The sequence below is a fragment of the Pseudomonas sp. Marseille-Q5115 genome (assembly GCF_916618905.1).
Taxonomy (GTDB): Bacteria; Pseudomonadota; Gammaproteobacteria; order Pseudomonadales; family Pseudomonadaceae; genus Aquipseudomonas; species Aquipseudomonas japonica_A.
The window spans coordinates 1,433,829-1,460,063 of the sequence record NZ_CAKAKI010000001.1 but is presented as its reverse complement, the minus strand read 5'-3'; the positions used below and the strand labels follow the sequence as shown (position 1 = coordinate 1,460,063).

Genomic DNA, 26,235 nt, shown 5'->3' with positions numbered 1-26,235 from the left:
AGGGCACACCCATGGCACAGACTTCCGAACGCTTCATCGGCCAGGGCCTGCCGCGCATCGATGGCCCGAAAAAGGTCAGCGGCCTGGCCCGCTACACCTCCGACCACCACTTCCCCGGCCTGGTGTATGCCGTGCCGGTCACCGCCAGCATCGCCAAGGGCCGTATCACCGGCCTGGATACCCGCGCGGCCGAAGCCTCGCCCGGGGTGATCGCGGTGTTCCATCAGGGCAACCTGGCCGGCAAGCTGTTTCGCCGCCAGCCCAACAAGGGCAAGAACGACGAAGCCCGCCCGCCCCTTTCCGATGACAAGATCACCTATTACGGGCAATACGTGGCGCTGGTAGTGGCGCGCACCTACGAGCAGGCCAAGGCAGGCGCTGCGGCGGTAAAAGCCACCTATGCCGCCGAGCCAGTGGACGTGAGCACACGGCTCAGCCCGGAAGCCCCGGAGAAAGTGGACACCGAGCGCGGCGACGTGGAGGCCGCCTTTGCTGCCGCACCGGTAAAGATCGACTACACCTACACCACCCCGCCACAAACCCACAACCCGATCGAATTGCACGCCAGCGTCGCGATCTGGGATGGCCAGGGCTTTACCCTGTACGAAACCACCCAGGCAATCATGAACCATCAGTTGGTGATGGCGCAGATGCTGGGGGTGGCGCCGCAGCAGGTGCGGGTGATCACCGAATACCTGGGCTCGGGCTTCGGCGGCAAGCTGTGGCCCTGGACCCATTCATTGCTGGCCGCCGCGGCCGCACGCGAGCTGGGCAAGCCGGTAAAGCTGGTGGTGGACCGGCGCATGATGTTCCAGACCGTAGGCCACCGCGCCAATACCCAGCAACGCCTGCGCCTGGCCGCCACAGCGGACGGCAAGCTGACCTGCCTGCGCCACGACTACCTGTTCCATAACGCGCGGCTGGACAGCTACAAGGAAAACTGCGGCGAAGCCACGGGTTTCCTCTACAGCACCCCCAACCTGAAAGCCGCCTGGTCGGTGGCCAAGCGCGACGTAGCGCCACCCACGTCCATGCGCGGCCCGGGCGCGGTGCCGGGCTTGTACGCAGTAGAGTCGGCGATGAACGAACTGGCCATCGCCTTGAACATGGACCCGCTGCAACTGCGGCTGCAGAACCAGCCCGACCACGATGAAAGCACCAACCAGCCGTTTTCCTCCCGCCACCTTATCGAGTGCCTGCAAACGGGCGCCGAGCGTTTCGGCTGGAAAAGCCGCGATCCGCGACCGGGCAGCATGCGCAACGGCGCCGGTGAAGTGATCGGCTGGGGCATGGCGGCGTGTTCCTGGATGGCCAAGGCCCTCACCGCCAAAGCCACCGTGCAGCTGGGCAGCGACGGCCGCGCCAAGGTGTTCTGCGGCACCCAGGACATCGGCACCGGCACCTACACCGTGATTGCACAAATGGTCGCCGAACTGACCGGGCTGGAGCTGGCCCGCATCGATGTGCTTATCGGGGATACCCGCCTGCCGCCAGGGCCGATGTCGGGCGGGTCCATGGCCACCGGTTCGCTGGTGCCGGCCATCCAGCAGGCCACCCGCGAGGCCATCGAGGAGGCGCTGGACGCAGCCCTGCGCAGCCACCCGGCGTTCAGCGGCAAAACCAGGGACGAACTTGTGTTCGCGGACATGAACGTAAGCCTTAAAGGCGGCTCAGGCGAAGCGGTGCCCCTGCCGGCCATCCTTTCCGCGGCCGGCATGGACCACGTGAGCGGCGATGGCGAAGGCAGGGGCAGCGAGGAAGCGGCCAAGAAGGTGTCGCTGCATTCCTACGGGGCGCACTTCGTGGAGGTGGTGTGGCAGCCGGAAATCGCCCGGCTCAAGGTGAACCGCATCGTCACGGTGATCGACGCTGGCACCATCCTCAATACCCGCACCGGGCACAATCAGATCGAAGGCGCGCTGATGATGGGCGTGGGCATGGCGCTGTTCGAGGCCACCGAATACGACCACCGCAACGGCGCGCCGGTGAATGCCAACCTGGCCGATTACATCGTGACCACTCACGCCGATGCGCCGGAGGTGGACATCACCTTCCTCGACTACCCCGACTACGCCCTCAACCCACTGGGCGCGCGAGGCATCGGCGAAATCGGCCTCGCCGGCATCGCTGCCGCGATAACCGACGCGGTGTATCACGCCACCCGGGTAAGGGTGCGGGATTTGCCGGTGAAGATCGAAGACCTGCTAGGTACGCCGCAAGTGAGGGCATGAGGCATCGGGGGTATGCCTCTGCCCAATTTGTAGGAGGGGGCAAAGCCCCCGAACCCGGGCCTCAGGCAAACACCAGTGCCACGCCTAGCCCGCGCAGCGCATCCCAGTAGCCGGGGTAGGTCTTGCCCACGCAGGCGGGGTCCTGAATGCGGATGCCGCTAACCTTCAGCCCCGCCAGGGCGAAACACATGGCCATACGGTGGTCGGAGTGGGTGTCGATCAGCGCGTCAGTCGCGGTACCCGCTAGTGCAGGGTCGGCGGCCACCAGCAGGTCGTCCCCCTCGACGGTGGCTAGCCCTGGCCGAATGGCGTTCAGGCCATCGAACAATGCCTGCACCCGGTCGCATTCTTTCACCCGCAGGTTGGCGAGCTGGGTGAAACGCACCGGGGTAGCGTTGAACGCGGCCAGCACGGCGAGGGTGGGCACTGCGTCCTGCATCTGCGAGCCGTCGATCACGGCGTCCATATGTGGAAAGCGTGCGATATGGGCCTGCGCCTGAGCGTCCGGCTGGGTGAAAGCCTCGTTGGCCACGCCCAGGTCGATACGGCCGCCGGTAAGCGCCTCGGCGGCCCACAGGTAAGTGGCCGCGGACGCGTCTGGCTCGATCAGGTAGTCGTTGGCTTGGTAACCAGTGGCGGCCACGCGCCAGGTGCTGTCGTCCACGGTCTGCACCTGCGCGCCGAAGGCCTGCATGCAAGCCAGGGTGAGGTCCACATAACCCCGCGCGCCGATGTCCTTCCCAGTCAGGGCCACTTCAATGGGCGCTTCACCCAAAGCGGCGAGCATCAGCAGCGCCGATACATACTGGCTTGACAGCCCGCCGTCGATTTCCAACCGGCTCACCTGCAGCTTGCCGTTGCCACGCACGGTCACGGGTGGGCAGCCGGTCGGGCTGCTAGCGTCAACGCCCGCCGCGCGCAAGGCCTCGAGCAAGGGGCCGATGGGGCGCTTTTGCATGTAGGCGTCGCCGTCCAGTACCACCTCGCCCTGAACGGTGGCTACCGCGGCGGTGAGAAAGCGCACCGCCGTGCCCGCGTTACCCAGGAACAAAGCGCCCGCGGGCGGCTGTAATGCGCCATTGCTGGTGACCACGAACGTAGTGGCGTCGGGCTCTTCGATGGTTACGCCCATTTGCCGCAGGGCCTCGGACATGTGCCGGGTGTCGTCGCTTTTAAGCGCGCCGGTCAGGCGGCTGGTGCCCTTGGCCAAAGCCGCCAGCAACAGGGCGCGGTTGGTGATGGACTTGGACCCCGGTGGCGCCACCCGCCCCTGCAAAGGTGTGCCAGGCGGGACGACGGTGACGGTGGGCAGGCTCATGCGCTTCTCCAGGGGCAAACGGGGAAAAGCGCCGATGATGCCATAAAGCGGCAATCACCGGCAGGGCCGCCATGGCGGTTCAGCGGCCCGGGGTGGCTGCCTGCGCGCCCGGGCGGGCTGCCCATAGGCGCGGGCCGAACACGTTGATCAGCAGGCCCACCATCACCAGCGCGCCGCCAGCCCATTGCAGGGCGCCCAGGCGTTCACCCAGAAGCCAGGCCGAGGAACTAAGCCCGATCACCGGCACCAGCAACGAAAACGGCGCCACCTTGCCCGCCGGATATCGCGACAGCAAGGTGCTCCACAAGCCGTAGCCAAGCATGGTGGCGATGAAGGCCAAGTACGCCAGGCTGAGGATCGAGCTGAGCTGAATGTGCACAAGCGAGTCGACGATCCGCTGCTGGCCGTCCAGCCACCACGACAACCCCAGGAACGGCAGCGGCGGAATCAGCGCGCCCCACACCACCAGCCCCACCAGGTTCACGTTGCCGAACCGCCGGGTGATGATGTTGCCCACAGCCCATGAAGCTGCGGCGCAGAGGGTAAGCAACACCGCCAGCAGCGGCGTGGGGTGCGCGCCTTCGAAGCCGATCAGCGCCAGCCCGCCGGCGGCCACCAGCAGCCCCAGCACGCTGGCCGGGCGAAGGCGCTCGCGCAGGAACAACGCGGCAAAAAACAGTGTGAAGAATGCCTGGCTCTGCAGCACCAGTGAGGCCAGCCCCGGCGGCATGCCGTTGGCCATGGCCTCGAACAGGAACGCGAACTGCCCCAGCGAGATGGTTACCCCATAGGCCAACAGCCAGCGCCACGGCAACTTAGGCCGTTTGATGAACAGTGCGGCGGGGAATGCAACCAAGGCGAAACGCAGCGCCCCGAGCAACATCGGCGGCAAGCCATCGAGCCCGACCTTGATCACAACAAAATTCAAGCCCCAGGCGATGATCACCACCAGCGCCAATAACAGATCCTTGGGTGACATGCGTCCTCCTTGAGCGTGGCCGGCGACGTTGGGTTTCATTATAAGGGCCATGGGTGTCAATAAAGGAAGCATCACAACCTGATGATTGTTATTGGAATAGTAAGAAGTGGCTGGAGGGCTTGGGAGGCGCCCAGGCCCTCCATGGCCGTGATCAGTTGAGCGCTACAGAGAGCGACAACGCGCCGCGATGAACCTCACGCAGGTTTGATGACGAGGCTCACGTGAGCGGTGGAAGGCGGTTCGATATTTCCCTTGCCGAGCTCTCGCGAAACAGTCTGGCGCTCATCAGCGATGCGCTGTACCAAGTGAAGGGCGCGCTCTGCGCTGCCGAGCAAGGTCAAAATGGCGCCGCGCTCGTCCCAGCCGAGTTTCTGCTCGGGTTGCAGGCAACGCTCTCGCAAATCAGCGAGCTGCCTGGAATGGGCCTGCGGCAGGTACGTTCCTTGAGGACCGTTCTTTACTGCGGGCTCTACTACGTCCAATACGTCAGCGACTATTGCCTTTGCGTTGCTGCAAAACAGTTGTCGCTCGATACGGCGGGTGATCTGCGAGAGCGTCTGGGTCAGGCTCGCGCTGAAGTCTTCCTCCTCAATCAGGCTGGCGAGCAAGTTGGTCTGATGCAGGCTCAGATCGTTCTTGAACATCTGCGCGGTATAACCCCTGATCTCCTGATTCAGCGTATCGAGGGCGTGCTCATGTTCGATAACATTTTTCAGTGCGTTCGGCGCTCCCCGGGCCGCAGCTAATATCAGGCCGGCACCTTGAGTGTAGCGCTCCAGCTCTTTGCTTACGGCAGCCACGCCTTGGTCGACGTCCCGCAGCGCGGCCCGGTCCAGGTAACGTGGCGTGGCGTAATCCTCAACGTCGTTGCGGTGGGCACCGATACGGGAAAGCACACGATCGAACACCCCAATGAACGGGAACATCAATACCGTATTGAAAACATTGAAGCCGATCGAATACAAGCCCACTGCCAACGGCACCAGCGGGAAGCTCTCCTTGCCATCAACTGTGACGGACTTGGCCACGTCCATTCCGAACACGCCCATCGTCCACTGAAGTAGATCCATCGACAGAAAGAACAATGGAAACATCACGGCCACGCCGATGACGTTGAACGAAATGTGCGCATATGCGGCCCGTTTCGCATTCTTCGAAAGGTTTAGCGACGCCATCCAGGAGGTGATGGTAGTACCCAGGTCGGCCCCGAGCGAAAACGCCACGGCGGTCTGCCAGTCCAGAATCCCCGCCGCCCCTAGCCCCATGACAATACCAATGGTGGCCGAGGAGGAATGGATCATTGCGGTGATGCCAGCCGCGGTCAGTATGCACATGGCCAGGCCGCCAAACGTATCAGCCCTGAGGCTAGAGATGGCTGCCATTATTTCAGGCAGTTCACGCAGTGGCTTGAGCCCGCCGGTAAGCAGATTCAACCCATAGAAAATGAGTGAAAAGCCGATAATTGCGAGGGCGACGTTCTTGGTCTTGTCGCTCTTGCTGAACACATAGACCAGTGCAAACAGGCCTGCGGAGATCAGGCCCAGCGGCCCCAGGGGCATGGCGATCAGGCCGTTGCCGAGTGTGGTACCAATGTTGGCCCCCATGATCACGCTAATCGCGGGCCTCAGGCCCACCACCCCCGCGTTAACCAGGCCAACGACCATCACGGTCATCGCGGTACTGGACTGCAGCACCCCAGTAATCATGGTACCCGCCGCCAACCCTCTGGCTGGCGTGCCTGCCAGCTTGGCGAGCCAGGCTCGCATTCGGTTAGCTGCCAGGTTGTTTATTCCATCGGACATGAACTCGAGCCCCAGCATGAAAATGCCCAGGCCGCCGATGACGGGTACCAGTAACTCTTTGAAGATGTCGATTTCCATGGCAGCTGTCCGAAGGAAGGAATGGCCAGCGCGGACGTGTGTCCACCGGACAGCGAATATCGGCAGCTGCGCAGGGCTTCAAAGCCTGAACGCTAGATACAAAACATGACCAAGCTGTGACAGGCGAGCGATTGCTCTCCAATGGGCGACGGCTGGTTCCGTAGCATGCGAGCGCCAGTTGCCCACTCGACAATTGCGATGGAAAGCCCAGTAAGCCCTATCAGGGCAGCAGCTCCCTGAGCGTCTTCATTTCGCCCTCCGCCTGGAGCAATTCATTCGCCGCTGCTTTCTCCCATTCCAATGCAACCGGAGCCAGATCGGCCTCCTCCTTGATCCGCAGGCACCACTGATGGTGGTCGTGCCATGAGCCCAGCGCCGCTTGAACCGCTTTGAGAGATTTCGCCGCCTTTGCACTAAGCGGTGAAGCTTCCCTGAAGGCCTCGGTTAAATACCGGGTTCGTTTCACCAGGATCCGCACTTGATGCCGGTCGTGTGCCTGATCATCCAGCGCCATGTGAAGCTTATGAAGCTGTTTGTCCAAGGATTTCGACACGACGCGCTGCATCTTTTTGTTATCTATCCCCGCTTTGCTATTTCTGAATGTAGACGGCCAGGCATCCAAGGCCGCAAAAAGCTTATCGAGGACAGGGCTGACCGCGATCGCACGGTACTGGTTGACCAAGTTCAGGCGGCGGCTCGCGGCAGCTCGGCTCAACCCCTTCTTCTCCAACTCCTCGGCCATCACTTCAAGATCGCGGGTGGGCGTAGTCAGCCGCCCCACCTCGGCCGCTGCGGCCTTGAGTGCGTCCATTCCTTCAACATGGCGAACGGGAATCAGCAAACTGCGGATTCTCCTGGTGGCAATTCGCAGATCGTGTAGTGCTTCGCTATCACTGCCAGCCAGTAAACGGGCTCTGGCATGCAACAGTCTGACTTCAAGCTGAAGGATTTCGGCGACGTATTTATTTACAGAAGGCATTTTTCCTCCTTGCGTTCAGGTGGTGGGGCCACTGCGTTGTAACGCTTGGCTTACTTCATAAGACCCGGATCTGGCCGCGAATTCATTCAACCTCGAGGGTCGGCTGCTTTACTGCTCTCCGGCCGAAAACCTGTCATCTGGGTGTGATGAACTGCGGGCATCGTTGCCGCCAAGAGTTCATCCATGCCTAGTCATGAACCACGTGTGAACCTCAACCATCGCCCTCGCCTCGCGGATCTACGCCCTTTGCTGCCCGGCCCCGACGCTACTACTCTGCTCGCTCGCAGGGCGGTGCCGCGCGTCACATCGGCAGCCGAGCTGAATGACCGCCAGGGTTACGCAGAGCATTTCCTGGGTGATTTCGCCGTGCCATGGCCCTCCTTGTCTGAAGGGCTGGAAGCCAGGGCCTATCGCCTAGAAAACGGTGCCACGCGCCTCGACTACACCCATTTTTCGGTGACCATGTCGAGTACCCGCCGAATCGCCCTGTGCGTGGGGGTTAACATTGACGGCAAGCAGCACGTGGAGGTGCCGCGCACCGGTGATACCTGGGCGTACGATGGTCGCCTCCCCGCTACCGCACAGGTGGGTGACGAACTGTACGCCAACAATGGGCTTGATCGAGGCCACCTGGTGCGGCGGCAGGACCCGAACTGGGGGGAAAGGGCACACACAGCCAACGCCGATACTTTCCACTTCACCAATTGCGCCCCACAAATGAGCGCTTTCAACCAAAAGACCTGGTTGGAGCTGGAGGACTATATCCTCGACAACACCCAGCGCTGGAAAGAACGCGCCACCGTGTTCTCCGGGCCGGTACTGGCTGAGAGTGACCGCCTGTACCGCGGCGTGCAGATCCCTCAAGCGTTCTGGAAAGTGGTGGCATACCTGGGCGATGACGGTAACCCTTCGGCCAGCGCTTACATGATCGACCAACGTCGTGAGCTCGACGAATTGGACCTGGTGTTCGGCCCCCTGCGCACCTATCGCCGCAGCGTAGCCGCTATAGAAGCTTTGACCGGGCTGCGCTTCGGCGAGCTGGCCAGTTACGACGCCTTTAGCAATGAGGAGCGCGCGACGGGCACGAAAATCGAAGCGGTTATCAGCGGGCCTGACAGCCTTCGGTTATAGCCCTGCCCGATGGCCGGTTCACGACGGTAAACAAAGCGTCATGCCTGCCAGCTAGCGTGGGCACTTTCATTTCCCGGCGAGCCGAGCGACTTCCCATGACCGTACCCGCACATCGGCCTCAGCCGCGGAACGTGAGCGGTGCTAGCGCCGTACTTACCTCGCTGCGCTTCCTACGCAAGGAAATGCTTGGCGCGAGCACAGCCGCGCTGGATCTTTCCCGCATTGACCCTGCTTATCACCAGGGCGCGGCCAACCTGCTGAGCTATCTGGCGTTGCGGCGCCATGACATCCGTTTGGTCCAGGCGCAGCTGGCCGAACTCGGCCTGTCTTCCCTGGGCCGCTGCGAGAGTGATGCGCTGGGGGCTGTAGATCAGGTGATCGCTGTACTTGAACGCCTCGTCGAGAAACCGTCGTCCATGGCCGCCGATGCCCTCCCTTCGTTGCATGGCGCTTCATCGCCCTTGGCCGACCACGCCACGGCGCTGTTCGGTCCCGCCTCGCGTGAGCGCTCGGTGCGGATCATGGTCACCATGCCCAGCGAGGCTGCAGAGGATCCCGAACTGGTGGAACGGCTGGTGGCGGGCGGGATGGATTGCCAGCGGATCAATTGTGCCCACGACGGCCCCGAGCAATGGCTGAAAATGATCGAGCACCTGCGCGCTGCCTGCCGCAAGCTGGGCATGCCCTGCCAGGTAGCCATGGACTTGCCCGGCCCGAAGCTGCGCACCGGGCCCGTGGCACCGGGCACGCCAGTGCTCAAGGTCAAGCCAACGCGTAACGACGTGGGCACTGTACGCGAGCCAGCCCACCTGTACCTTTGCCGCGGCGCTGAGGGGCCAGGTGTAGGCGCTGAGTTACCGGAGCGCATCGCGGTCGGGGACGTGATTCGCCTCAAGGATGCCCGGGGCGCCAAACGTGCCTTGCACGTACTGGCCGTGGATGCCCTTGGCTGTTGGGTGCAGTTGCGTAAAACGGCCTACCTGACGCCCGGGCTCAAGCTGAAGGTCAAGCGAGCCAGTGGCCGTAGGCTTGGTGGGCGGTTGCTCAGCGTACCGGCTCGGGAACAGGCACTGACGTTGCACGAGGGCGACACGTTAGTGCTTACCCGAAACCTCGCGGCTGGCGAGCCCGCGAGCACCGATGACGCAGGCCGAATACTCACCCCTGCCCATATTGGCTGCACCTCCCCTGCGGTTTTCGAGGCGGCGGGCCCCGGGGCCGTCATCTGTTTCGACGACGGCAAGATTGCCGGCGTTGTGGAAACTGCGACAGCCGATGCCTTGATCGTTCGCATCCAGCATGCGCCCGGTGGTGTAAAGCTGAAGGCAGACAAGGGCATCAATCTACCCGGCACTTCGCTCGACCTGGCGGCAATGGGGGAAGAGGATATTGCAGCGCTGGAGTTCGCCAGCGAACACGCTGACATCGTGGAACTCTCATTCACTAACCAGCCCAGCGACGCCCGATTGCTGCTCCAGCACCTGGAGCGGCTCAACGCCACCGACCTGGGGGTGGTCTTCAAGATCGAAACGCGGCAGGGGTTCACCCACTTGCCAAAACTGTTGTTGGAGGGCATGCGCAACCCTCGATTCGGCGTCATGATTGCCCGCGGTGACCTGGCCGTGGAGACGGGTTTCGAGCGCACCGCCGAATTGCAGGAAGAAATGCTTTGCCTGTGCGAGGCGGCACATGTGCCAGTGATCTGGGCCACGCAGGTGCTGGAAACCCTGGCCAAAAAAGGCGTTCCAACGCGAGCCGAAATCACCGACGCGGCCATGGGCATCCGTGCGGATTGCGTGATGCTCAACAAGGGCCCGTACATCCTCAAGGCCGTGGCAACCCTGGATGACCTGCTCAGACGCATGCAAGGCCACCATGCGAAGAAGCGCGACCTGATGCGCAAGCTACGCGTGGCTACCGCGGTGCCTGACACCCGCGAGGTGGGCTTATAGTCGGGGCCTTTGCACGTTCCGCCAAAGCGCCCGGGGCAGCTTTGACTGTGTAATGATCCCATAGCCACCGCTTCAGGCTGATTCTGTGCCAACTGGCCTGATCGCCTGCACTTCCAATGCTACCCGCCCTTCCTGGCAACCCCTGGATGCACGCCTGCGGTTGCCAAACCTGGCCAATTACAAGCCGCTTTCGACTTGATGAGTAGAGCCGCTGAGGCCCAACGGCCAGCTATCGATTCGCCTATGGCTACGCTCGTATCTGCCGGCCCGCTACGGCGACACTGGTCGACGGGAAGAAACCTTTACCTTTGTCAGACGGTCGACCAAGGCAAGCGGGAGGACTCTGAAAGTCCATGCAGCGCACGATGTTACGTGCAACGCCTTCACACCGCCAACCTACGCCTGGTTTATGTTTCGGGAGCCTTCGAATGACCGCTACCCCTTCCCTGGTGGACCCGCCTGCCACCATTGCTGCCAAACGCCCTGCCGGTGTATGCGTGATCACCCTGGTGCACGGCCGCCGCGCTCACCTGGACAACCTTCTGATGGGCCTGGAGCACTCTACCCTGCTCCCGCTAGGGGTATGGGTGATCCACATGAACGAGCCTGCGGCCGGGTTGCACAGCGATCGCTTCCCTATTCACGAGATCGTGGTGGAGGGCACCGGTGGCCTGCCGCTGGCAAGGGCGCGCAATGCCGTGCTGGGGCTGGCGGCGCCCGGCCCTTGGGTGTTCATTGACGTGGACTGCATTCCCTCCGAGCACATGCTCGAGTATTACCACGCCGCCCTCACCGCCTACCCCCACGACCTGCACCTAGGCGCCGTGCGATACCTGCCCGAGGGGGCCAATGCGCCAGGCTGGACCGAAGCCAGCTTGCAGGCGCAGAGCGTTGCCCACCCCTTGAGCGTGTACCGGGGTGAGCCTGGTGATGAGCTGGAGCATTCGCTGTTCTGGTCGCTCAATTTCGCCTGTACCCGGGAGGTGTTCGAACGTGTTGGCGGGTTCGATGAAGGCTATACCGGCTATGGCGCCGAGGACACTGACTTTGCCTTCCGCGCCCAGGATCGCAAGGTGCCCTTGCGGGTGGCCGAAGCCTTGGCTTTCCACCAGTACCACCCCACTTACAGCCCTCCGCTGAACCACTTCGAGGACATCATCAGCAATGCCCTGCGGTTTCATCAGCGCTGGAAGGTTTGGCCCATGGAGGGCTGGCTGCGCAGCTTCGCCGAGCGCGGTTTCGTGAACTGGGAAGGCGACACGCTGGAGGTGCTACGCGCGCCCCGTCATGACGAAGTGGAGGCGTGCTTCAATACCGCCCGCCAGGGCTTCTGAACAAGGCGAAGGCCTGTTCCTGGATGATCGCCGCCGCTCGCGCACTGGCGGCGATATCGGCCCACTGGCGCCAGCGGCTGCCATCGAGCGCAAGCGCAGCTTGCAACACGGCGGGCCACTCGGGTGCGGCGGGCCATCGGTCCAGGCCCACGGCCACGCCCAGCGCTTGCAGCTGGCGCGCCTGATGCAGTTGTTCATCGAAAGGGCGTTCTTCGGCAACCGCGACGAAGCGGCAGCCTAGCGAGGCGGCCTCGGACACCAAGCTGTCGCTTGCGCTGCCCATCACCACGCCGGCGCGGCGCATTTCCTCCACAGGGTTGGCTAGATGGCCCAGCGGGACCAGGTTAGGCGGCCCCCCCGCCAGCAACGCTGCGTCCATTCCGGCCACCCGTAGCTGCACTTGCGGGCAAGCGGTGGCGGCTGCGTTCAACAGTGCCGGGGTAAGCCCGCTGCCCCCCCGGCCGCAAATCACCAGTATCCGACCGGGTTCCGGCACGGCGCCGGGCTGCTCGGCGAACCGCGACAGCCAACCGCTGTAGTAGGTTTTGCCGCGCAACGCGCCAGGCACGTCGGGTGCTTCCATCTCCTCCGGGTAGGGTGCCAGCAGCGCGCTAGCGCTCTGATACGCCAAGGCATGTGCGGGGTCATCGCGTCGGCCGTGCTGGCGGACATAAATCGTGGGCACCGAGCACAGCCGTGCCAGCACGGCCACCTCTACGGACACATCCACCACCAGCAAACAGGGCCAATGGTCGCGGAACCAGTTGGCCATCGTTGCCATGCGAACCCGCAGGCCTTCGACCCCCAACGGCGCATAGTGCAGCGCATCAAGGGTGCCCTCCTCTACACCTTCAGCGGTGTCCAGCGGCAATCGCAGGCGGTCGATATGAGGTGCCATCGGCCCTTCGGGCAAGCGGCTGCCCATCAGGGTCACCGGATACCCCAATTGCTCGGCGATGGTCAGCGCACGCACGCCATGGCCCGCGCCGTGGTGGTGCACGTAGTAGCCAATATGAATGTCACGCATGCGCAGCCGCCACCTCCCGAAGCAAGCGGTCGTAACGCCCTAGCATAAGGTCGTAACCCCAGTTGCGTTCCGCGTGGGCCCGGCAGGCGTCGCGGGATTTCCCTGCCGCTTCGCGCAGGGCGGCTGCCAGTGCGGCAGTGTCGTTGGCCGGCACTACTACGCCGGTGTCCTCGGTAACAAGGTCTGCGATCGCGCCACGGTCAAATCCGGCCACGGGCGTACCACAAGCCATGGCCTCGGCTACCACCAGGCCAAAGGGCTCATCCCAGCAAGGGGTGACCAGCGCTACCTTGGCCTTGGCCAGCGCACGTGCGAGTTGGTCCCGCGGCAAGTGGCCCAGGTGATGCACGCGTGGCCCAAGCAAGGGCTCGATGTGGCTGCGGAAGTAATCGTCATCCGCCATGTTGCCAGCCAGGTGAATCTCCATGCCGGCCTGCCGGGCGGCCTCGATGGCCAGATGGGCACCTTTTTCCGGCACCAGTCGGCCGAACCACAGGGCATGGTCCCCCGGTGGCTCGGCGGCGGGCGCCCAGGCGTCAAGGTCGATGCCGTTGGGGATGACCGCACACTCGGGGATCAGGTGGCGCCAGCTCCGGGCATTGGCCGCCGACACGGTGCAGAAGTGCCCGGCGGCGCGTCCATTGGCGTAGGCGTTGATCAGTTCGAAGAACGGCGGCGTGTGCAGCACCGTGAGCATAGGCGTGCCCAACAGCCCAGCCATGGTGGCGGGCACGTAATGCAGCGCGTTGTTGAAGATCACGTCGAAGCCCAGGCTGTCGATCCGCTGCATCAGCCCCATATAGGCGTGGTGCTCGGCCATGTAGCCTTCGCTGAGGCTGATGGGCTGGCAGCGATGCTCGATGATGGGGTCCACTTGCAGCACTTCCGCGCTGGCGTCGCGGGCGAACAGCGTCACGTGGTGGCCCCGCGCGCGCAGGCCCAGCACGATGTCGTGGGTGAACGCTTCCAGGCCGCCGGCGAAGGGTTGGCGGATCGGAAACTGGATGTGGGCAATCACCCCGATGCGCAGGGGGCGGCCGGGAGCGGCAGTGTCAACAGGTGTGGAAAACGAAGGCATGGGGGTGTCCATTGGTGGCGTGCGCCGGCGCGGGTTGCAACCCACTGCGCGCCGGCGATTGCCTGCAAGGCCGTATCAGGCGGCCTTGCGGGTCAGGTCCTTCTTGAGCTGCTGGCGCAGCTGCTCCATCTGCTGGCCAAGGCTCTCCAGCTGGTCGCCCAGCAGTTCCTGGGCCTTGGGGAACATCTCCTCTTCCTCTTCCTCGATGTGATGCTCGAGCATCTCCTTGCACACTTTCACCCGGCCGGTGAATTCAGGGGTGCCCGGGTCAGTGGCCTTAAGGTCCGGCAACACCAGCGAATCCACCGCGCGGTGCTCCTCCTTGGCTTCGTAATACATTACGTCTTGTTCCTTGGTACCGGCCTTTTTGAACGCCGGGTAAAGGATGTCTTCTTCGATATGGGTGTGCAGGGTCAGCTCCATTTCAAGCTTGCCGAGCAGCTCGGCGCGCTTCTTCACGCCACGCTCGGTGGTCTTGCTCAGTTCTTCCAGCAAGCCCTTGATGCGCTCATGGTCCTGTTCCAGCAGTTCGATTGCGTTCATGGTGGTGTCCTCGAGCTAAAGTCGACGGTTCGTTATAGGTGCCTCAGGGGCTCAGGCCAGCACGCCGTCAGTCGTGGTTGGCGCTGGAATCACAACGTCCGGCGTACCGGGGGTAAGAATGATCTTGCGGCAGTCCTCTTCTTTCTTGTCGAAGATCTTGTAGCCTTCAGCCGCCTGTTCGAGAGACATGCGATGGGTGATGATCGCTTCGGGTGAAAGCTTGCCCTGTTCGATATAGCCGAGCAGTTCCGGCAGGTAGCGCTGCACGTGGGTTTGCCCCATGCGGAAAGTCAGGCCCTTGTCGAAGGCGTCGCCAAACAGGAAGCCATGGATAAAGCCGGCGTAAACGCCTGGCACACTGACCACGCCGCCGCGACGTACGGCCGCGATGCACTGGCGCAGGGCCTTGCCGCTGCTGCCCTCAAGCTTGAGGTTGGCCAGGATGGTTTCGGTGGTGCTGCCCTTGGCCTCGAAACCCACTGCGTCGATCACGCCGTCCACCCCGCGTTTGCCAGCGGTCTGGTTGATGATGATGTCGGCGGGGTCGTCGTCTTTGTCGAAGTTGATAGGGATCACGCCGTAAGTCTGCTGGGCATAGGCCAGGCGATACTCGTGATGGTCGACCATGAAGATCTGCTCGGCGCCCAGCATCCGCGCACAGGCAGCGCTCAATAGCCCTACTGGGCCGGCGCCATAGATCGCCACGCTAGAGCCTTGGCCGATGCCTGCGTTGGTCACTGCCTGCCAGGCGGTGGGCAAGATGTCGCTGAGGAACAGGACTTTTTCGTCCGCCAAGGTACCCGGCACTTTGAAGGGGCCTACGTTGGCCTTGGGTACGCGCACGTACTCGGCCTGCCCACCCGGGATGCCACCATACAGGTGGCTGAAGCCGAACAGCGCCGCTCCCGGTGGAATGGATTTCTTGTTCAGGATCGCGCCGCGGCCGGTGTTGGTGGTTTCGCAGGCCGCGAACAGGTCGTGCTGGCAGAAGAAACAGCCACCACAAGCGATCACGAAGGGGATCACCACGCGGTCGCCTTTCTGCACTGCGGTCACGCCGGAGCCGGTCTCCGCCACAATCCCCATGAACTCATGGCCGAAGATATCGCCGTGCTCGGTTTGTGGAATCTTGCCCCGGTACAGGTGCAGGTCCGAGCCGCAAATGGCGGTGGCGGTTACCTGCAGAATGATGTCATCAGGCTCCTGGATAACCGGGTCCGGTACGGTATCGACTTTGACGCTATGGGCGCCGTGATAGGTCAGTGCACGCATTATGGAAGTCTCCTGATCGTCCCTAATGCTGAGCGAGGCGGTGGAACAATGGTTCCGAAATACAGCCTGGCGGCGGATGAGCGGCACCGCTTGATGGGCGTTCGAACCAAGCGCCCCGGGCGCACTCAAACGTCACGCTGGCTTCGCGAGTCGCGAGGCCGAACGTACAGGATCAACTGGAGGCTTTTTTGATGAATACCGAGGACGATCGCCAACAACCGGATGCGCCCGTCACCGATTCCGAAGGCAAACCCGTGAACGTGGTAGAGCGGGACATCGAAGAGCCTGATTCGCCCGCGCAGGACTTCGACGAAGCCATCACGCCTACCTCGATCAAGCGTAAGGAACAGGATGCGGAAACACTGGAGCGTCGCAATCAGGACGTGGAACGCCAACTGGATAACTGATCCGCTCCCTGACCGAAAGCACCGCACCTTGAGCGCAGCGAGGACGCTGCGCTCGTAACACGCCCGATACACGGCTTTGACAGCACTCTGGCCGGGTTCTATACCCAAGGCTCCGTTTCCACCGCAGGCAGGGTAGCCTCATGGACATTCGCAGCCCTGGTCAGCCTCTGCAGTCGACCGTTCTACGCCGTACCTCCCCTTCTTTCGTATTCGCACCTCAACACCTCGCCGTAGCGGTGGTTTTGGCGATGGGTTGCCTGGGCAGTGAATACGCCAGCGCCAGTGGCAGCTGCACAGCGACCAGCAGCGTGATCAGCGGGGCGACCAGCACGGCCTGCATACTGGACGACAATGGCCGCGTGCGGGTGACCGAAACGGGCAGCATCGACGTTGACATCGGCGCGAGCATCAGGGGTGCGGGCGCGTTTGCCCGGCAGATCGACAACGCTGGCACGCTACGGGGCGATTCCGGCATAGCCCTTGACGGAGGCAGCCTGAGCGGGCGGCTGTATAACGCCAGCACGGGGGTGATCCAAGGGGCCTCCGGGATTGTAATTACCAATATCCAGATAGCGGGCAGCCTGACCAATGCTGGCGCCATTGTCGCCGACGGCGGCTCGGGCATGCGCGCCGACAACGTGGGCGTGGCCGGCAACATCCTGAACAGCGGCCGCATTCAGGTGAACGACGGCGACCACGGGCTGGCGGTGCTCAACAGCTCGGTGAGCGGCAGCATCAGTAACAGCGGCGAGATCATTGGCGGCGGCGACACGCTGCTGGTGCAGAACTCGTTCATCGATGGCTCGATCCGCAACAGCGGCACCATCGACAGCACCAGCCACCCGTTATTGATCACGGGTGGCCTGGTGGCCGGTGATGTGATCAACAGCGGCACCCTCGACGGCGCTACTCATCTGGAAGACGGGCAAATCAATGGGCGCTTCGTCAACTCCGGCACGATGTCCAGCGGCATCACCGCCCTGAGCGTCACCGGGATGACCATCCAGGGTGGCATCGTCAACACCGGCCATATCAACTCCGGCTCGGGTGTGTCGATCTACAACAGCCGCTTGGGCAGTTTCAGCAACAGCGGCACGCTGTACGTGAGCAGCGGCGACCTGGGCCTGGTAAACAACGTGATCACCGGCAGCGTGGTCAATACCGGCCGGATCAGCTCGGGTACGGACGGCTTCGGAGCCCTGTCGATTTATGGCGGCGCGGTGGGCACGGACGTGAACAACGAGGGCACCCTGGACGGAGGCTTTCTTGGCGTAGCATTGCGAACCGACCGCGACGCCCTGATTTTCGGCGATGTGCTCAACAGCGGCCGGATGACCGGGGCGACCGCCGTGCTGCTGAACATGACCAGGATCGGCGGCAGTTTTATCAATACCGGCAAGATCACCGGCAACGTGCGCACTACCGAACACCGAGGCAGCGGCGTGATCATGACCCGCAGCAGCATCGACGACGACTTCATCAACAGGGGCCGCATCGAAGGGCTTACCCGCGCGGTGCTGCTCGACGGTGTGACGCTCAAGGGGAGCCTGAATAACAGCGGCACGCTGAACGCCACCCAGGGCGCGTTTGAATTGATCAACACCAAGGTGGGTGGCGCCTTTATCAACACCGGAGCGATCAGCACCAACCTCAATGCCGACAAGGACCCGGATGACTACGACGCCACCAGCCGCGGGGTAAAGATCGGCGGCTCGACGATCACCGGCCAAGTTGTCAACAAGGGCACGGTACGGGGCAACGCCATCGGGCTGGAAGTCTTGAACAGCACATTATCCGCAGGGCTGGTGAACAACGGCTTGTTCAAGGGGGCGGACTATTCGTTGTACATCAGCGACGACAGCACAGTGGAGGTGCTGTACATCGGCGGTGCAAACACGGCGCGCTTCGCCGGTGCCGTATACGCGCCCAATACCACGGCCTACGTTTACAGCAACGCCACCTACACCCTCGAACCCGGCGACCGCTGGACAGTGGACAGCCTGACCAACCGCGGCACCTTGGTGCTCGGCGCCCCCACCAAGCGCGGCACAGTCGCCACTGTGACCGGCGATTACGTCCAGCCCAGCGGCGGCGTGTTGCGCACCGAAGTCACCGATGGCACCCATTACGGCCAGCTGGTGGTGAGCGGCACCGCCACCCTGCCCAGCCAGGCCCGCATCGACGTGGACGTGGCTAGCGCCAACCAGCCGTTCACCGTGAGCCGTTTGCAGGACGTGATCAAGGCCGGCACGCTCAAGTCCAACGGCACCTTTGCCGTCACCAGCAACTCGGCGCTGTTCAACTTCGGCGCGGTGAAGGACGCCAACACTGTGGACCTGACCCTGGCCGCCAAAACCTCCAGCGGTGTCGGGGTGGCGGCAACTGAAGCCGGTTTGACCGGTGCCGGTGGCGCTGCCCGGGTGCTGGACCAGCAACTGGCTTTGGGCAGTGCCAGCGCACTCACCCCCTACTTCGTGAGCGCCACCAGCAACGCCGAGGTCGCCAGCCGCCTGGCGCAAACCTTGCCGCAAACCAACGCCTCCCTGCGCGCCAGCCAGGCGGCGCTGTCGGCCATCGGCCTGGCGGTGCAGGAACGCATGGGCATCGCCAATGGCCTGCTCTCGGCGGACGGCCTGAACAACGCACCCGGCCTGTGGAGCAAGCCCTTCAGCTACGCCAGCGGCCGTACCGGAGGCAGCAGCGGTTCGGTGATCGGCATGGATACCCGGCTCTCTTCCACTTCCCGCGCCGGCTTCGCGTTTGCCTACGCCAACGCCGAGACCGCCAACGTGCAAGGCGCGGCCCAGAGCAGTCAGCTGGATTTGTGGCAGTTCCTGGGCTACCGCAGCTACGCGCTGGATCGCACCACCGAGCTAATGCTGTACGCCGGTGCCGGCAACAACAGCGTGCAGGGCGAACGGACCCTGGCCCTCAGCGGCGTAAGCGGCACGGCCAAGGGCGACTACGACAGCGTGATCGCCACCGTCGGCGCCAGCCTGGGCCGCACCTTGCAGCTGAGCGACACTACCCAACTGCTGCCCGCGCTACGCCTGGACTTCAACCATATCCGCGACGAGGCCTACCGCGAGCACGGGTCCAGCGGCCTGGCGCCGCTGCTGCTGAACGTGGAAGAACGCAACAGCAACCAGTTGATCGCCGGCCTGGACGGCACCCTGGCCCATGCCTTCACCCCGCGTACCGCCCTGAAGCTGAACCTGGGCGTGGGCTACGACCTGATCAACGACGACGGCGCGGTAAAAGCCGCCTTCGCAGGGGCACCGGACCAGACCTTCACCACCGCTGGTGAAAAAGCCAGCCCCTGGCTGTGGCGCAGCGGAGCGGGCCTGGCCACCACCTTCAGCAATGGCGCCGAGCTGTCAGTGAACTACGACGCGCAAACCCGCAGCGACTACACCGACCAAACCGCCTCGGTGAAATTCAGGTTGCCGTTCTAGGGCGTAGCCTTGGTTCGGGGGCTCTTGCCCCCTCCTACACTTATGGGGCCCGGCGTAGCCGGAGAAGGGCCTCACGCCTGCCCCCGGGGTGTATCCGCCCCGATACACGGCTTTGACATCCCCTCCTTGGCTGGCCTATACCCAAGCAGATCAATCAAGGCGGGGTGCAACATGGACAATCGCAACCCTGGCCAGCCTTTGCAGTCGGCCCGTTGCCTCAAGCAGCATCCTTCCCATACCCCTCACCGCCTTGCAGTGGCGGTGGTGCTGGCACTGGGCACGCTTATCGCCCAGCAAGCCGAGGGCAGCGGCAGTTGCACCCGGGCGAACACGGTCATTTCTTCCGCGGCCACCCGTGCCTGCGTACTGGGCAATCAACAAAGTCTGGAAGTGACCGCCAGCGGTGCGATCACTGTCGCGAACGGCGCGGCGGTGAGCGTAGGCAGCGGCACCACGGCCAAGCGTTTCATGAACAATGGCAACATCTCCGGCGGCTACGGCATGCTGATTGACGGCGGCAAGGTCGCCGGCAGCGTGGTCAACGCCAGCGGCAGCATGCTCGAAGGGGCGATGGGTGCCTTTTCCATGAACAAGGGCACCATTACCGGCGCCTTGAGCAATGCCGGCACCGTGCACATGACTGGCACCGGCGCCGCCGGCATGGCCATCGTAGAGTCAGCCCTCAACGGCGGGCTCAACAACAGCGGCACCGTCAGTGCACCCTCCGGAGCGGCCGGGCTGGCGGTGGTCAGCAGCACGGTAAAAGGAGACATCAAGAACAGCGGCTCGCTTACCGCAACCTCTCAAGGGCTGCTGCTCGACCACAGCCAGGTGAGCGGTGCGCTACGCAACTCAGGCACGTTGCGCAGTGGCAGCCATTCCTTGCTGATGAACGAAAGCAGTTTGGGCGGCAGTTTGGTAAACAGCGGCGAATTCCTCGCCACCACGCTGATCTACAACAGCACCATTGGTGGCGATTTCTCCAACAGCGGGCGACTGTTCAGCGGCTACACCGGCATGGTGATGTTCGGTAGCACCGTGAAGGGCAGCTTCACCAACCGCGGCACCATCAGTTCAAGCTCCGGCGTGCTCATACGTGAAAGCACCCTGGGCAGCCTGCTCAACACCGGCACCATCAAAAGCCACAGCAGCGACTTCTCCCTTTACGACACCATCATCAAAGGCGATGTGATCAACCGTGGCACCTTCACCACCGGGCCCAGCGGCTATGCCGGGCTGTCGCTGGTGGGCGGCAGCATCGGTGGCAACCTGATCAACTACGGCACGCTCTCTGGCGGCGACGCGGCAATCGCACTACGCGGCGAACAGGAAGCGACCGTGCTGGGCAGCATCATCAACAGGGGCAAAGTGACCGGCGCCACAGGCATTGAACTGAAGAACACCCACATTGGCGGCAGCCTGATCAACAGCGGAACGATCACCGGAGCCATCAGCGCCGATTACGATGGCAGCGGGTTGGGGCTGGAGAACACCGACATCAAGGGCGATTTCCGCAACAGCGGCACCATCAGCGGTGCCACCTATGGCGTGGTATGGGCGGCAGTCAAGCTCGGAGGCGATCTGGTCAACAGCGGCACGCTGGCGGCCGACAGCAGCGGGTTGGTGATCGCCGGGTCCACCCTCAGCGGCGACCTGCTCAACAGCGGCCGCATCACCGGCACAGTGGCAGGGATGATCCTGGGCACCGACAAGATCGGTGGAGATGTGATCAATACCGGGACCATCAAAGGTGGCGCCTACCCCTTTTACCTCAATGACACCACCGTCGGCGGCCGGGTGATAAACCGTGGCAGCGTGAGTGGCGATACCGGCATCAACCTGATCAAGAGCACGGTAGGCGGTATCGAAAACCGTGGAAGCGTGCGCGGCACCGGTACCGGGCTGCGGCTCACCGATACCACCGTGAGCGGTTCCCTGGTGAATACGGGGCTGATTTCGGGCAGCAAGTATTCGCTGTACGTGGACGCCAACAGCAGCCTCAAAACCCTGACCGTTGGCGGCAATGATACGGCCCGCTTCCAGGGCGCACTGTATGCGCCCAAGACCGATGCGTACCTGTATAGCGGCGCCACCTACACCCTTTTGCCTGGCGACCGCTGGACAGTGGACAGCCTGACCAACCGCGGCACCTTGGTGCTCGGCGCCCCCACCAAGCGCGGCACAGTCGCCACTGTGACCGGCGATTACGTCCAGCCCAGCGGCGGCGTGTTGCGCACCGAAGTCACCGATGGCACCCATTACGGCCAGCTGGTGGTGAGCGGCACCGCCACCCTGCCCAGCCAGGCCCGCATCGACGTGGACGTGGCTAGCGCCAATCAGCCGTTCACCGTGAGCCGTTTGCAGGACGTGATCAAGGCCGGCACGCTCAAGTCCAACGGCACCTTTGCCGTCACCAGCAACTCGGCGCTGTTCAACTTCGGCGCGGTGAAGGACGCCAACACTGTGGACCTGACCCTAGCCGCCAAAACCTCCAGCGGTGTCGGGGTGGCGGCCAGTGAAGCGGGTTTGACCGGTGCCGGCGGCGCCGCCCGGGTGCTGGACCAGCAACTGGCTTTGGGCAGTGCCAGCGCACTCACCCCCTACTTCGTGAGCGCCACCAGCAACGCCGAGGTCGCCAGCCGCCTGGCGCAAACCTTGCCGCAAACCAATGCCTCCTTGCGTGCCAGCCAGGCGGCGCTGTCGGCCATCGGCCTGGCGGTGCAGGAACGCATGGGCATCGCCAACGGCCTGCTCTCGGCGGACGGCCTGAACAACGCGCCCGGCCTGTGGAGCAAGCCCTTCAGCTACGCCAGCGGCCGCACCGGGGGCAGCAGCGGTTCGATGATCGGCATGGACACCCGGCTCTCTTCCACTTCCCGCGCAGGCTTCGCGTTTGCCTACGCCAACGCCGAGACCGCCAACGTGCAAGGCGCGGCCCAGAGCAGCCAGCTGGATTTGTGGCAGTTCCTGGGCTACCGCAGCTACGCGCTGGACCGCACCACCGAGCTGATGCTCTACGCCGGTGCCGGCAACAACAGCGTGCAGGGCGAGCGCACCCTCGCCTTGAGCGGCGTGAGTGGCACGGCCAAGGGCGATTACGACAGCGTGATCGCCACCGTCGGCGCCAGCTTGGGCCGTACCTTGCAGCTGAGCGACACTACCCAGCTGCTGCCGGCGCTGCGCCTGGACTTCAACCACCTCCGCGACGAGGCCTACCGCGAGCATGGGTCCAGCAGCCTGGCGCCGCTGCTGCTGAACGTGGAAGAGCGCAACAGCAACCAGCTGATCGCCGGCCTTGACGGCACCCTGGCCCACGCCTTCACCCCGCGTACCGCCCTGAAGCTGAACCTGGGCGTGGGCTACGACCTGATCAACGACGACGGCGCGGTAAAAGCCGCCTTCGCAGGGGCACCGGACCAGACCTTCACCACCGCTGGTGAAAAAGCCAGCCCCTGGCTGTGGCGCAGCGGCGCGGGCCTGGCCACCACCTTCAGCAATGGCGCGGAGCTGTCGGTGAACTACGACGCGCAAACCCGCAGCGACTACACCGACCAAACCGCCTCGGTGAAATTCAGGTTGCCGTTCTAGGGCGTAGCCTTGGTTCGGAGGCTCTTGCCCCCTCCTACATGCGCAACCGCCCCTTCACAACAATAGGGTGCACTTTATGGACAACCGCAACCCTCACCTCTCTGGCCTCGGCGGCCACCCTTATCATCGGTTGCAGGCCGCGCTGTTGCTGGCCCTCGCCGGGCCACTCGGCCTGGCCGAAGCCGCTGACAGCTGTACCAAGGCAATCACCACCGTGAGCAGCGCTATCACTGTGGCGTGCAGCTTGAGCCAGGGGCAAAGCCTCACGGTTACCAACAGTGGCGCCATCGAGGTACCTTCTGGCGCCGCCGTAACCCTTACCGGCTACAACCACACCCTGGCCAACAGCGGTACCCTCAGCGGCGACTACGGTGTGCGCATCACCGCACAAGACACTGCCCTCGACAGTTTCGCGAACACCAGAACCGGCCTTATCAAGGGCGCGGTCGAAGGGGTTTCCATCAGCCACGTGGGCCTAGGCACCCTCACCAATGCAGGCCAGATCACTGGCAACGTCGCCATGACGCTCTCGGACGTCGGCCTCACCCGTTTTGACAACAGTGGCCGCATCGATGGCAGCGAGGACGGCCTGGTGATCGAGCGCAGCATTATCCGCGAGGATTTCCGTAACAGCGGCGCCATCACCGCCTTCAGCCGCGGCCTTACCCTGGCCAATGACACCCTACTCGGCAACTTCGTGAACACCGGCCACCTCGCCTATACGGCACTTACCAGTACCCATGTGTATGGCCAGTTCATCAACGAGGGTTCGATCGCCTCGGGCTTCACGTCCCTGGGCATCGGGGACAGCACGATCGAAGGCGGTTTGATCAATCGCGGCGTGCTCTACGGAGGCAGCTTCGTCGGCATCAGTAACAGTGTGCTGGGCAGCCTGGTCAACGAAGGCACGATTACGGCCGGCACCGGCGAATTCGACGTGACCGACACGCTGATCAAGGGCGACCTGATCAACACGGGCGTCATGCGCTCGCTGTATGGAGGGTTACCAACGCTGCACGTGTACGGCGGCGCGATCCTCGGCGACGTGATCAACAGCGGCCGCATCGACGGTGACTACCACGGCACTGGCATCGAGCTGGACCGCGGCGCCAGCGTGTTCGGCGATGTCATCAACACAGGGCTCATCCTCGGTGCCGACGGCGCCATACTGACCCGCTCACAGCTGGCGGGTGACTTCATCAACCGCGGCACCATTCGCTACAACAGCTATGACGACGGCTACCTCGGCAGCGCGCTGCGCCTCACCGACAGCACGGTGCGCGGTAGCGTAATCAACAGCGGCCTGATCAACGGGCGCGGCGCGGGGGTCACGCTAACCAACAGCAGCCTGGGCGGCCTGGTAAACACCGGGACCCTGGCCGGCGGGCAGTACGCGCTTTACGTGGACAGCACCAGCGCCCTGCCCACCCTGGCCATCGGCGGCAACGGTACGGCGCGGTTCAAAGGGGCGGTCTACGCGCCCAATACCAAGGCCTTCCTCTACAGCAACGCGCGCTACAACCTGGCGCCGGGTGATCGCTGGACCGTCGAAAGTTTCACCAACCGTGGTCAGCTTGTGCTCACCGCGCCTGTGGCTGCAGCCAAGCCCGCCCGCTTTACCGGCGACTACATTCAGCGCGACGGCGCGGTACTGCGCACCGAAGTCACCGATGCTACCCATTACGGCCAACTGATGGTCACCGGCACCGCCACCCTGCCCAGCCAGGCCCGCATCGACGTGGACGTGGCTAGCGCCAACCAGCCGTTCACCGTGAGCCGTTTGCAGGACGTGATCAAGGCCGGCACGCTCAAGTCCAACGGCACCTTTGCCGTCACCAGCAACTCGGCGCTGTTCAACTTCGGCGCGGTGAAGGACGCCAACACTGTGGACCTGACCCTGGCCGCCAAAACCTCCAGCGGTGTCGGGGTGGCGGCAACTGAAGCCGGTTTGACCGGTGCCGGTGGCGCTGCCCGGGTGCTGGACCAGCAACTGGCTTTGGGCAGTGCCAGCGCACTCACCCCCTACTTCGTGAGCGCCACCAGCAACGCCGAGGTCGCCAGCCGCCTGGCGCAAACCTTGCCGCAAACCAATGCCTCCTTGCGTGCCAGCCAGGCGGCGCTGTCGGCCATCGGCCTGGCGGTGCAGGAACGCATGGGCATCGCCAATGGCCTGCTCTCGGCGGACGGCCTGAACAACGCACCCGGCCTGTGGAGCAAGCCCTTCAGCTACGCCAGCGGCCGTACCGGAGGCAGCAGCGGTTCGGTGATCGGCATGGATACCCGGCTCTCTTCCACTTCCCGCGCCGGCTTCGCGTTTGCCTACGCCAACGCCGAGACCGCCAACGTGCAAGGCGCGGCCCAGAGCAGTCAGCTGGATTTGTGGCAGTTCCTGGGCTACCGCAGCTACGCGCTGGATCGCACCACCGAGCTAATGCTGTACGCCGGTGCCGGCAACAACAGCGTGCAGGGCGAACGGACCCTGGCCCTCAGCGGCGTAAGCGGCACGGCCAAGGGCGACTACGACAGCGTGATCGCCACCGTCGGCGCCAGCCTGGGCCGCACCTTGCAGCTGAGCGACACTACCCAACTGCTGCCCGCGCTACGCCTGGACTTCAACCATATCCGCGACGAGGCCTACCGCGAGCACGGGTCCAGCGGCCTGGCGCCGCTGCTGCTCAACGTGGAAGAACGCAACAGCAACCAGTTGATCGCCGGCCTGGACGGTACCCTCGCCCATGCCTTCACCCCGCGCACCGCGTTGAAGCTGAACCTGGGCGTGGGCTACGACCTGATCAACGACGACGGCGCGGTAAAAGCTGCCTTCGCAGGGGCACCGGACCAGACCTTCACCACCGCTGGTGAAAAAGCCAGCCCCTGGCTGTGGCGCAGCGGCGCGGGCCTGGCGACCACCTTCAGCAACGGCGCGGAGCTGTCGGTGAACTACGACGCGCAAACCCGCAGCGACTACACCGACCAAACCGCCTCGGTGAAATTCAGCTTGCCGTTCTGAGGGAGGGACCTGCCCACAAAATCCCTTAAACTCCGCTTGAACACCCCAGGC

Annotated in this window: 16 protein-coding genes; 8 read left to right on the top strand and 8 right to left on the bottom strand. The window is 63.7% G+C overall.

What is annotated here, in order from left to right; translation table 11 throughout:
- The first annotated feature begins 11 nt into the window (after positions 1-11).
- On the top strand, positions 12-2,231 hold the full coding sequence (locus LG385_RS07020; RefSeq protein ID WP_225773551.1) for a xanthine dehydrogenase family protein molybdopterin-binding subunit: 2,220 nt from the start codon (positions 12-14) through the stop codon (positions 2,229-2,231).
- Positions 2,232-2,292: 61 nt separating this feature from the next.
- Here LG385_RS07020 and aroA read toward each other — a convergent pair whose 3' ends face one another.
- The 4 genes from aroA to LG385_RS07000 form a co-directional block, all read right to left on the bottom strand.
- A complete protein-coding gene (gene aroA / locus LG385_RS07015; protein WP_225773549.1) occupies positions 2,293-3,549 on the bottom strand; it encodes a 3-phosphoshikimate 1-carboxyvinyltransferase in 1,257 nt (418 codons plus the stop codon).
- A 79-nt stretch (positions 3,550-3,628) separates the two neighbouring features.
- A complete protein-coding gene (locus LG385_RS07010; RefSeq protein WP_225773546.1) occupies positions 3,629-4,528 on the bottom strand; it encodes an EamA family transporter in 900 nt (299 codons plus the stop codon).
- A 194-nt stretch (positions 4,529-4,722) separates the two neighbouring features.
- Positions 4,723-6,408 (bottom strand): Na/Pi cotransporter family protein, encoded by a 1,686-nt coding sequence (locus LG385_RS07005; protein WP_225773545.1) that lies wholly within the window; start codon positions 6,406-6,408, stop codon positions 4,723-4,725.
- A 220-nt stretch (positions 6,409-6,628) separates the two neighbouring features.
- Entirely contained in the window at positions 6,629-7,387 is a 759-nt protein-coding gene (locus tag LG385_RS07000; RefSeq protein ID WP_225773543.1) for a CHAD domain-containing protein, read from the bottom strand.
- 183 nt (positions 7,388-7,570) lie between these two features.
- Here LG385_RS07000 and LG385_RS06995 point away from each other — a divergent pair, with 183 nt between their 5' ends.
- The 3 genes from LG385_RS06995 (at position 7,571) to LG385_RS06985 (ending at position 11,804) form a co-directional block, all read left to right on the top strand.
- A complete protein-coding gene (locus tag LG385_RS06995; RefSeq protein ID WP_225773541.1) occupies positions 7,571-8,518 on the top strand; it encodes a DNA/RNA non-specific endonuclease in 948 nt (315 codons plus the stop codon).
- 95 nt (positions 8,519-8,613) lie between these two features.
- Positions 8,614-10,470 (top strand): pyruvate kinase, encoded by a 1,857-nt coding sequence (locus LG385_RS06990; RefSeq protein WP_225773539.1) that lies wholly within the window; start codon positions 8,614-8,616, stop codon positions 10,468-10,470.
- Between the two features lie 428 nt (positions 10,471-10,898).
- The gene (locus LG385_RS06985; RefSeq protein WP_225773536.1) at positions 10,899-11,804 is read left to right on the top strand and encodes a glycosyltransferase family 2 protein; all 906 of its coding nucleotides are present in this window, start codon (positions 10,899-10,901) and stop codon (positions 11,802-11,804) included.
- Here the strand turns inward: LG385_RS06985 and LG385_RS06980 are convergent.
- From LG385_RS06980 to LG385_RS06965, 4 genes are all read right to left on the bottom strand, one after another.
- Positions 11,779-12,831, bottom strand: coding sequence for a hypothetical protein (locus LG385_RS06980; RefSeq protein WP_225773534.1), 1,053 nt, complete (start codon positions 12,829-12,831; stop codon positions 11,779-11,781). The genes LG385_RS06985 and LG385_RS06980 overlap by 26 nt on opposite strands.
- Positions 12,824-13,909 (bottom strand): glycosyltransferase, encoded by a 1,086-nt coding sequence (locus LG385_RS06975; protein ID WP_225773532.1) that lies wholly within the window; start codon positions 13,907-13,909, stop codon positions 12,824-12,826. Before LG385_RS06975 ends, LG385_RS06980 begins: the two co-directional genes overlap by 8 nt.
- Before the next feature lie 75 nt (positions 13,910-13,984).
- Positions 13,985-14,452, bottom strand: coding sequence for a hemerythrin domain-containing protein (locus LG385_RS06970; RefSeq protein WP_181118379.1), 468 nt, complete (start codon positions 14,450-14,452; stop codon positions 13,985-13,987).
- 51 nt (positions 14,453-14,503) lie between these two features.
- Complete coding sequence (locus tag LG385_RS06965; protein WP_181118380.1) at positions 14,504-15,724, bottom strand: zinc-dependent alcohol dehydrogenase; 1,221 nt, start codon at positions 15,722-15,724, stop codon at positions 14,504-14,506.
- 191 nt (positions 15,725-15,915) lie between these two features.
- On the opposite strand from LG385_RS06965, the gene LG385_RS06960 reads away from it, so the two are divergent.
- From LG385_RS06960 to LG385_RS06945, 4 genes are all read left to right on the top strand, one after another.
- Positions 15,916-16,131: a hypothetical protein gene (locus tag LG385_RS06960; RefSeq protein WP_181118381.1), complete on the top strand. Its 216-nt coding sequence runs from the start codon at positions 15,916-15,918 to the stop codon at positions 16,129-16,131.
- A gap of 140 nt (positions 16,132-16,271) precedes the next feature.
- Entirely contained in the window at positions 16,272-19,586 is a 3,315-nt protein-coding gene (locus LG385_RS06955; protein ID WP_225773530.1) for an autotransporter domain-containing protein, read from the top strand.
- Between the two features lie 171 nt (positions 19,587-19,757).
- Complete coding sequence (locus LG385_RS06950) at positions 19,758-23,174, top strand: autotransporter domain-containing protein (RefSeq protein WP_225773528.1); 3,417 nt, start codon at positions 19,758-19,760, stop codon at positions 23,172-23,174.
- Positions 23,175-23,250: 76 nt separating this feature from the next.
- Complete coding sequence (locus LG385_RS06945; protein WP_225773525.1) at positions 23,251-26,184, top strand: autotransporter domain-containing protein; 2,934 nt, start codon at positions 23,251-23,253, stop codon at positions 26,182-26,184.
- Positions 26,185-26,235 lie beyond the last annotated feature (51 nt).

Excerpts from the sequence above, each read along its gene's own strand:
- LG385_RS07020 (WP_225773551.1), top strand. The coding sequence starts at position 12 with ATGGCACAGACTTCCGAACGCTTCATCGGCCAGGGCCTGCCGCGCATC.
- aroA (WP_225773549.1), bottom strand. The coding sequence starts at position 3,549 with ATGAGCCTGCCCACCGTCACCGTCGTCCCGCCTGGCACACCTTTGCAG.
- LG385_RS07010 (WP_225773546.1), bottom strand. The coding sequence starts at position 4,528 with ATGTCACCCAAGGATCTGTTATTGGCGCTGGTGGTGATCATCGCCTGG.
- LG385_RS07005 (WP_225773545.1), bottom strand. The coding sequence starts at position 6,408 with ATGGAAATCGACATCTTCAAAGAGTTACTGGTACCCGTCATCGGCGGC.
- LG385_RS07000 (WP_225773543.1), bottom strand. The coding sequence starts at position 7,387 with ATGCCTTCTGTAAATAAATACGTCGCCGAAATCCTTCAGCTTGAAGTC.
- LG385_RS06995 (WP_225773541.1), top strand. The coding sequence starts at position 7,571 with ATGCCTAGTCATGAACCACGTGTGAACCTCAACCATCGCCCTCGCCTC.
- LG385_RS06990 (WP_225773539.1), top strand. The coding sequence starts at position 8,614 with ATGACCGTACCCGCACATCGGCCTCAGCCGCGGAACGTGAGCGGTGCT.
- LG385_RS06985 (WP_225773536.1), top strand. The coding sequence starts at position 10,899 with ATGACCGCTACCCCTTCCCTGGTGGACCCGCCTGCCACCATTGCTGCC.
- LG385_RS06980 (WP_225773534.1), bottom strand. The coding sequence starts at position 12,831 with ATGCGTGACATTCATATTGGCTACTACGTGCACCACCACGGCGCGGGC.
- LG385_RS06975 (WP_225773532.1), bottom strand. The coding sequence starts at position 13,909 with ATGCCTTCGTTTTCCACACCTGTTGACACTGCCGCTCCCGGCCGCCCC.
- LG385_RS06970 (WP_181118379.1), bottom strand. The coding sequence starts at position 14,452 with ATGAACGCAATCGAACTGCTGGAACAGGACCATGAGCGCATCAAGGGC.
- LG385_RS06965 (WP_181118380.1), bottom strand. The coding sequence starts at position 15,724 with ATGCGTGCACTGACCTATCACGGCGCCCATAGCGTCAAAGTCGATACC.
- LG385_RS06960 (WP_181118381.1), top strand. The coding sequence starts at position 15,916 with ATGAATACCGAGGACGATCGCCAACAACCGGATGCGCCCGTCACCGAT.
- LG385_RS06955 (WP_225773530.1), top strand. The coding sequence starts at position 16,272 with ATGGACATTCGCAGCCCTGGTCAGCCTCTGCAGTCGACCGTTCTACGC.
- LG385_RS06950 (WP_225773528.1), top strand. The coding sequence starts at position 19,758 with ATGGACAATCGCAACCCTGGCCAGCCTTTGCAGTCGGCCCGTTGCCTC.
- LG385_RS06945 (WP_225773525.1), top strand. The coding sequence starts at position 23,251 with ATGGACAACCGCAACCCTCACCTCTCTGGCCTCGGCGGCCACCCTTAT.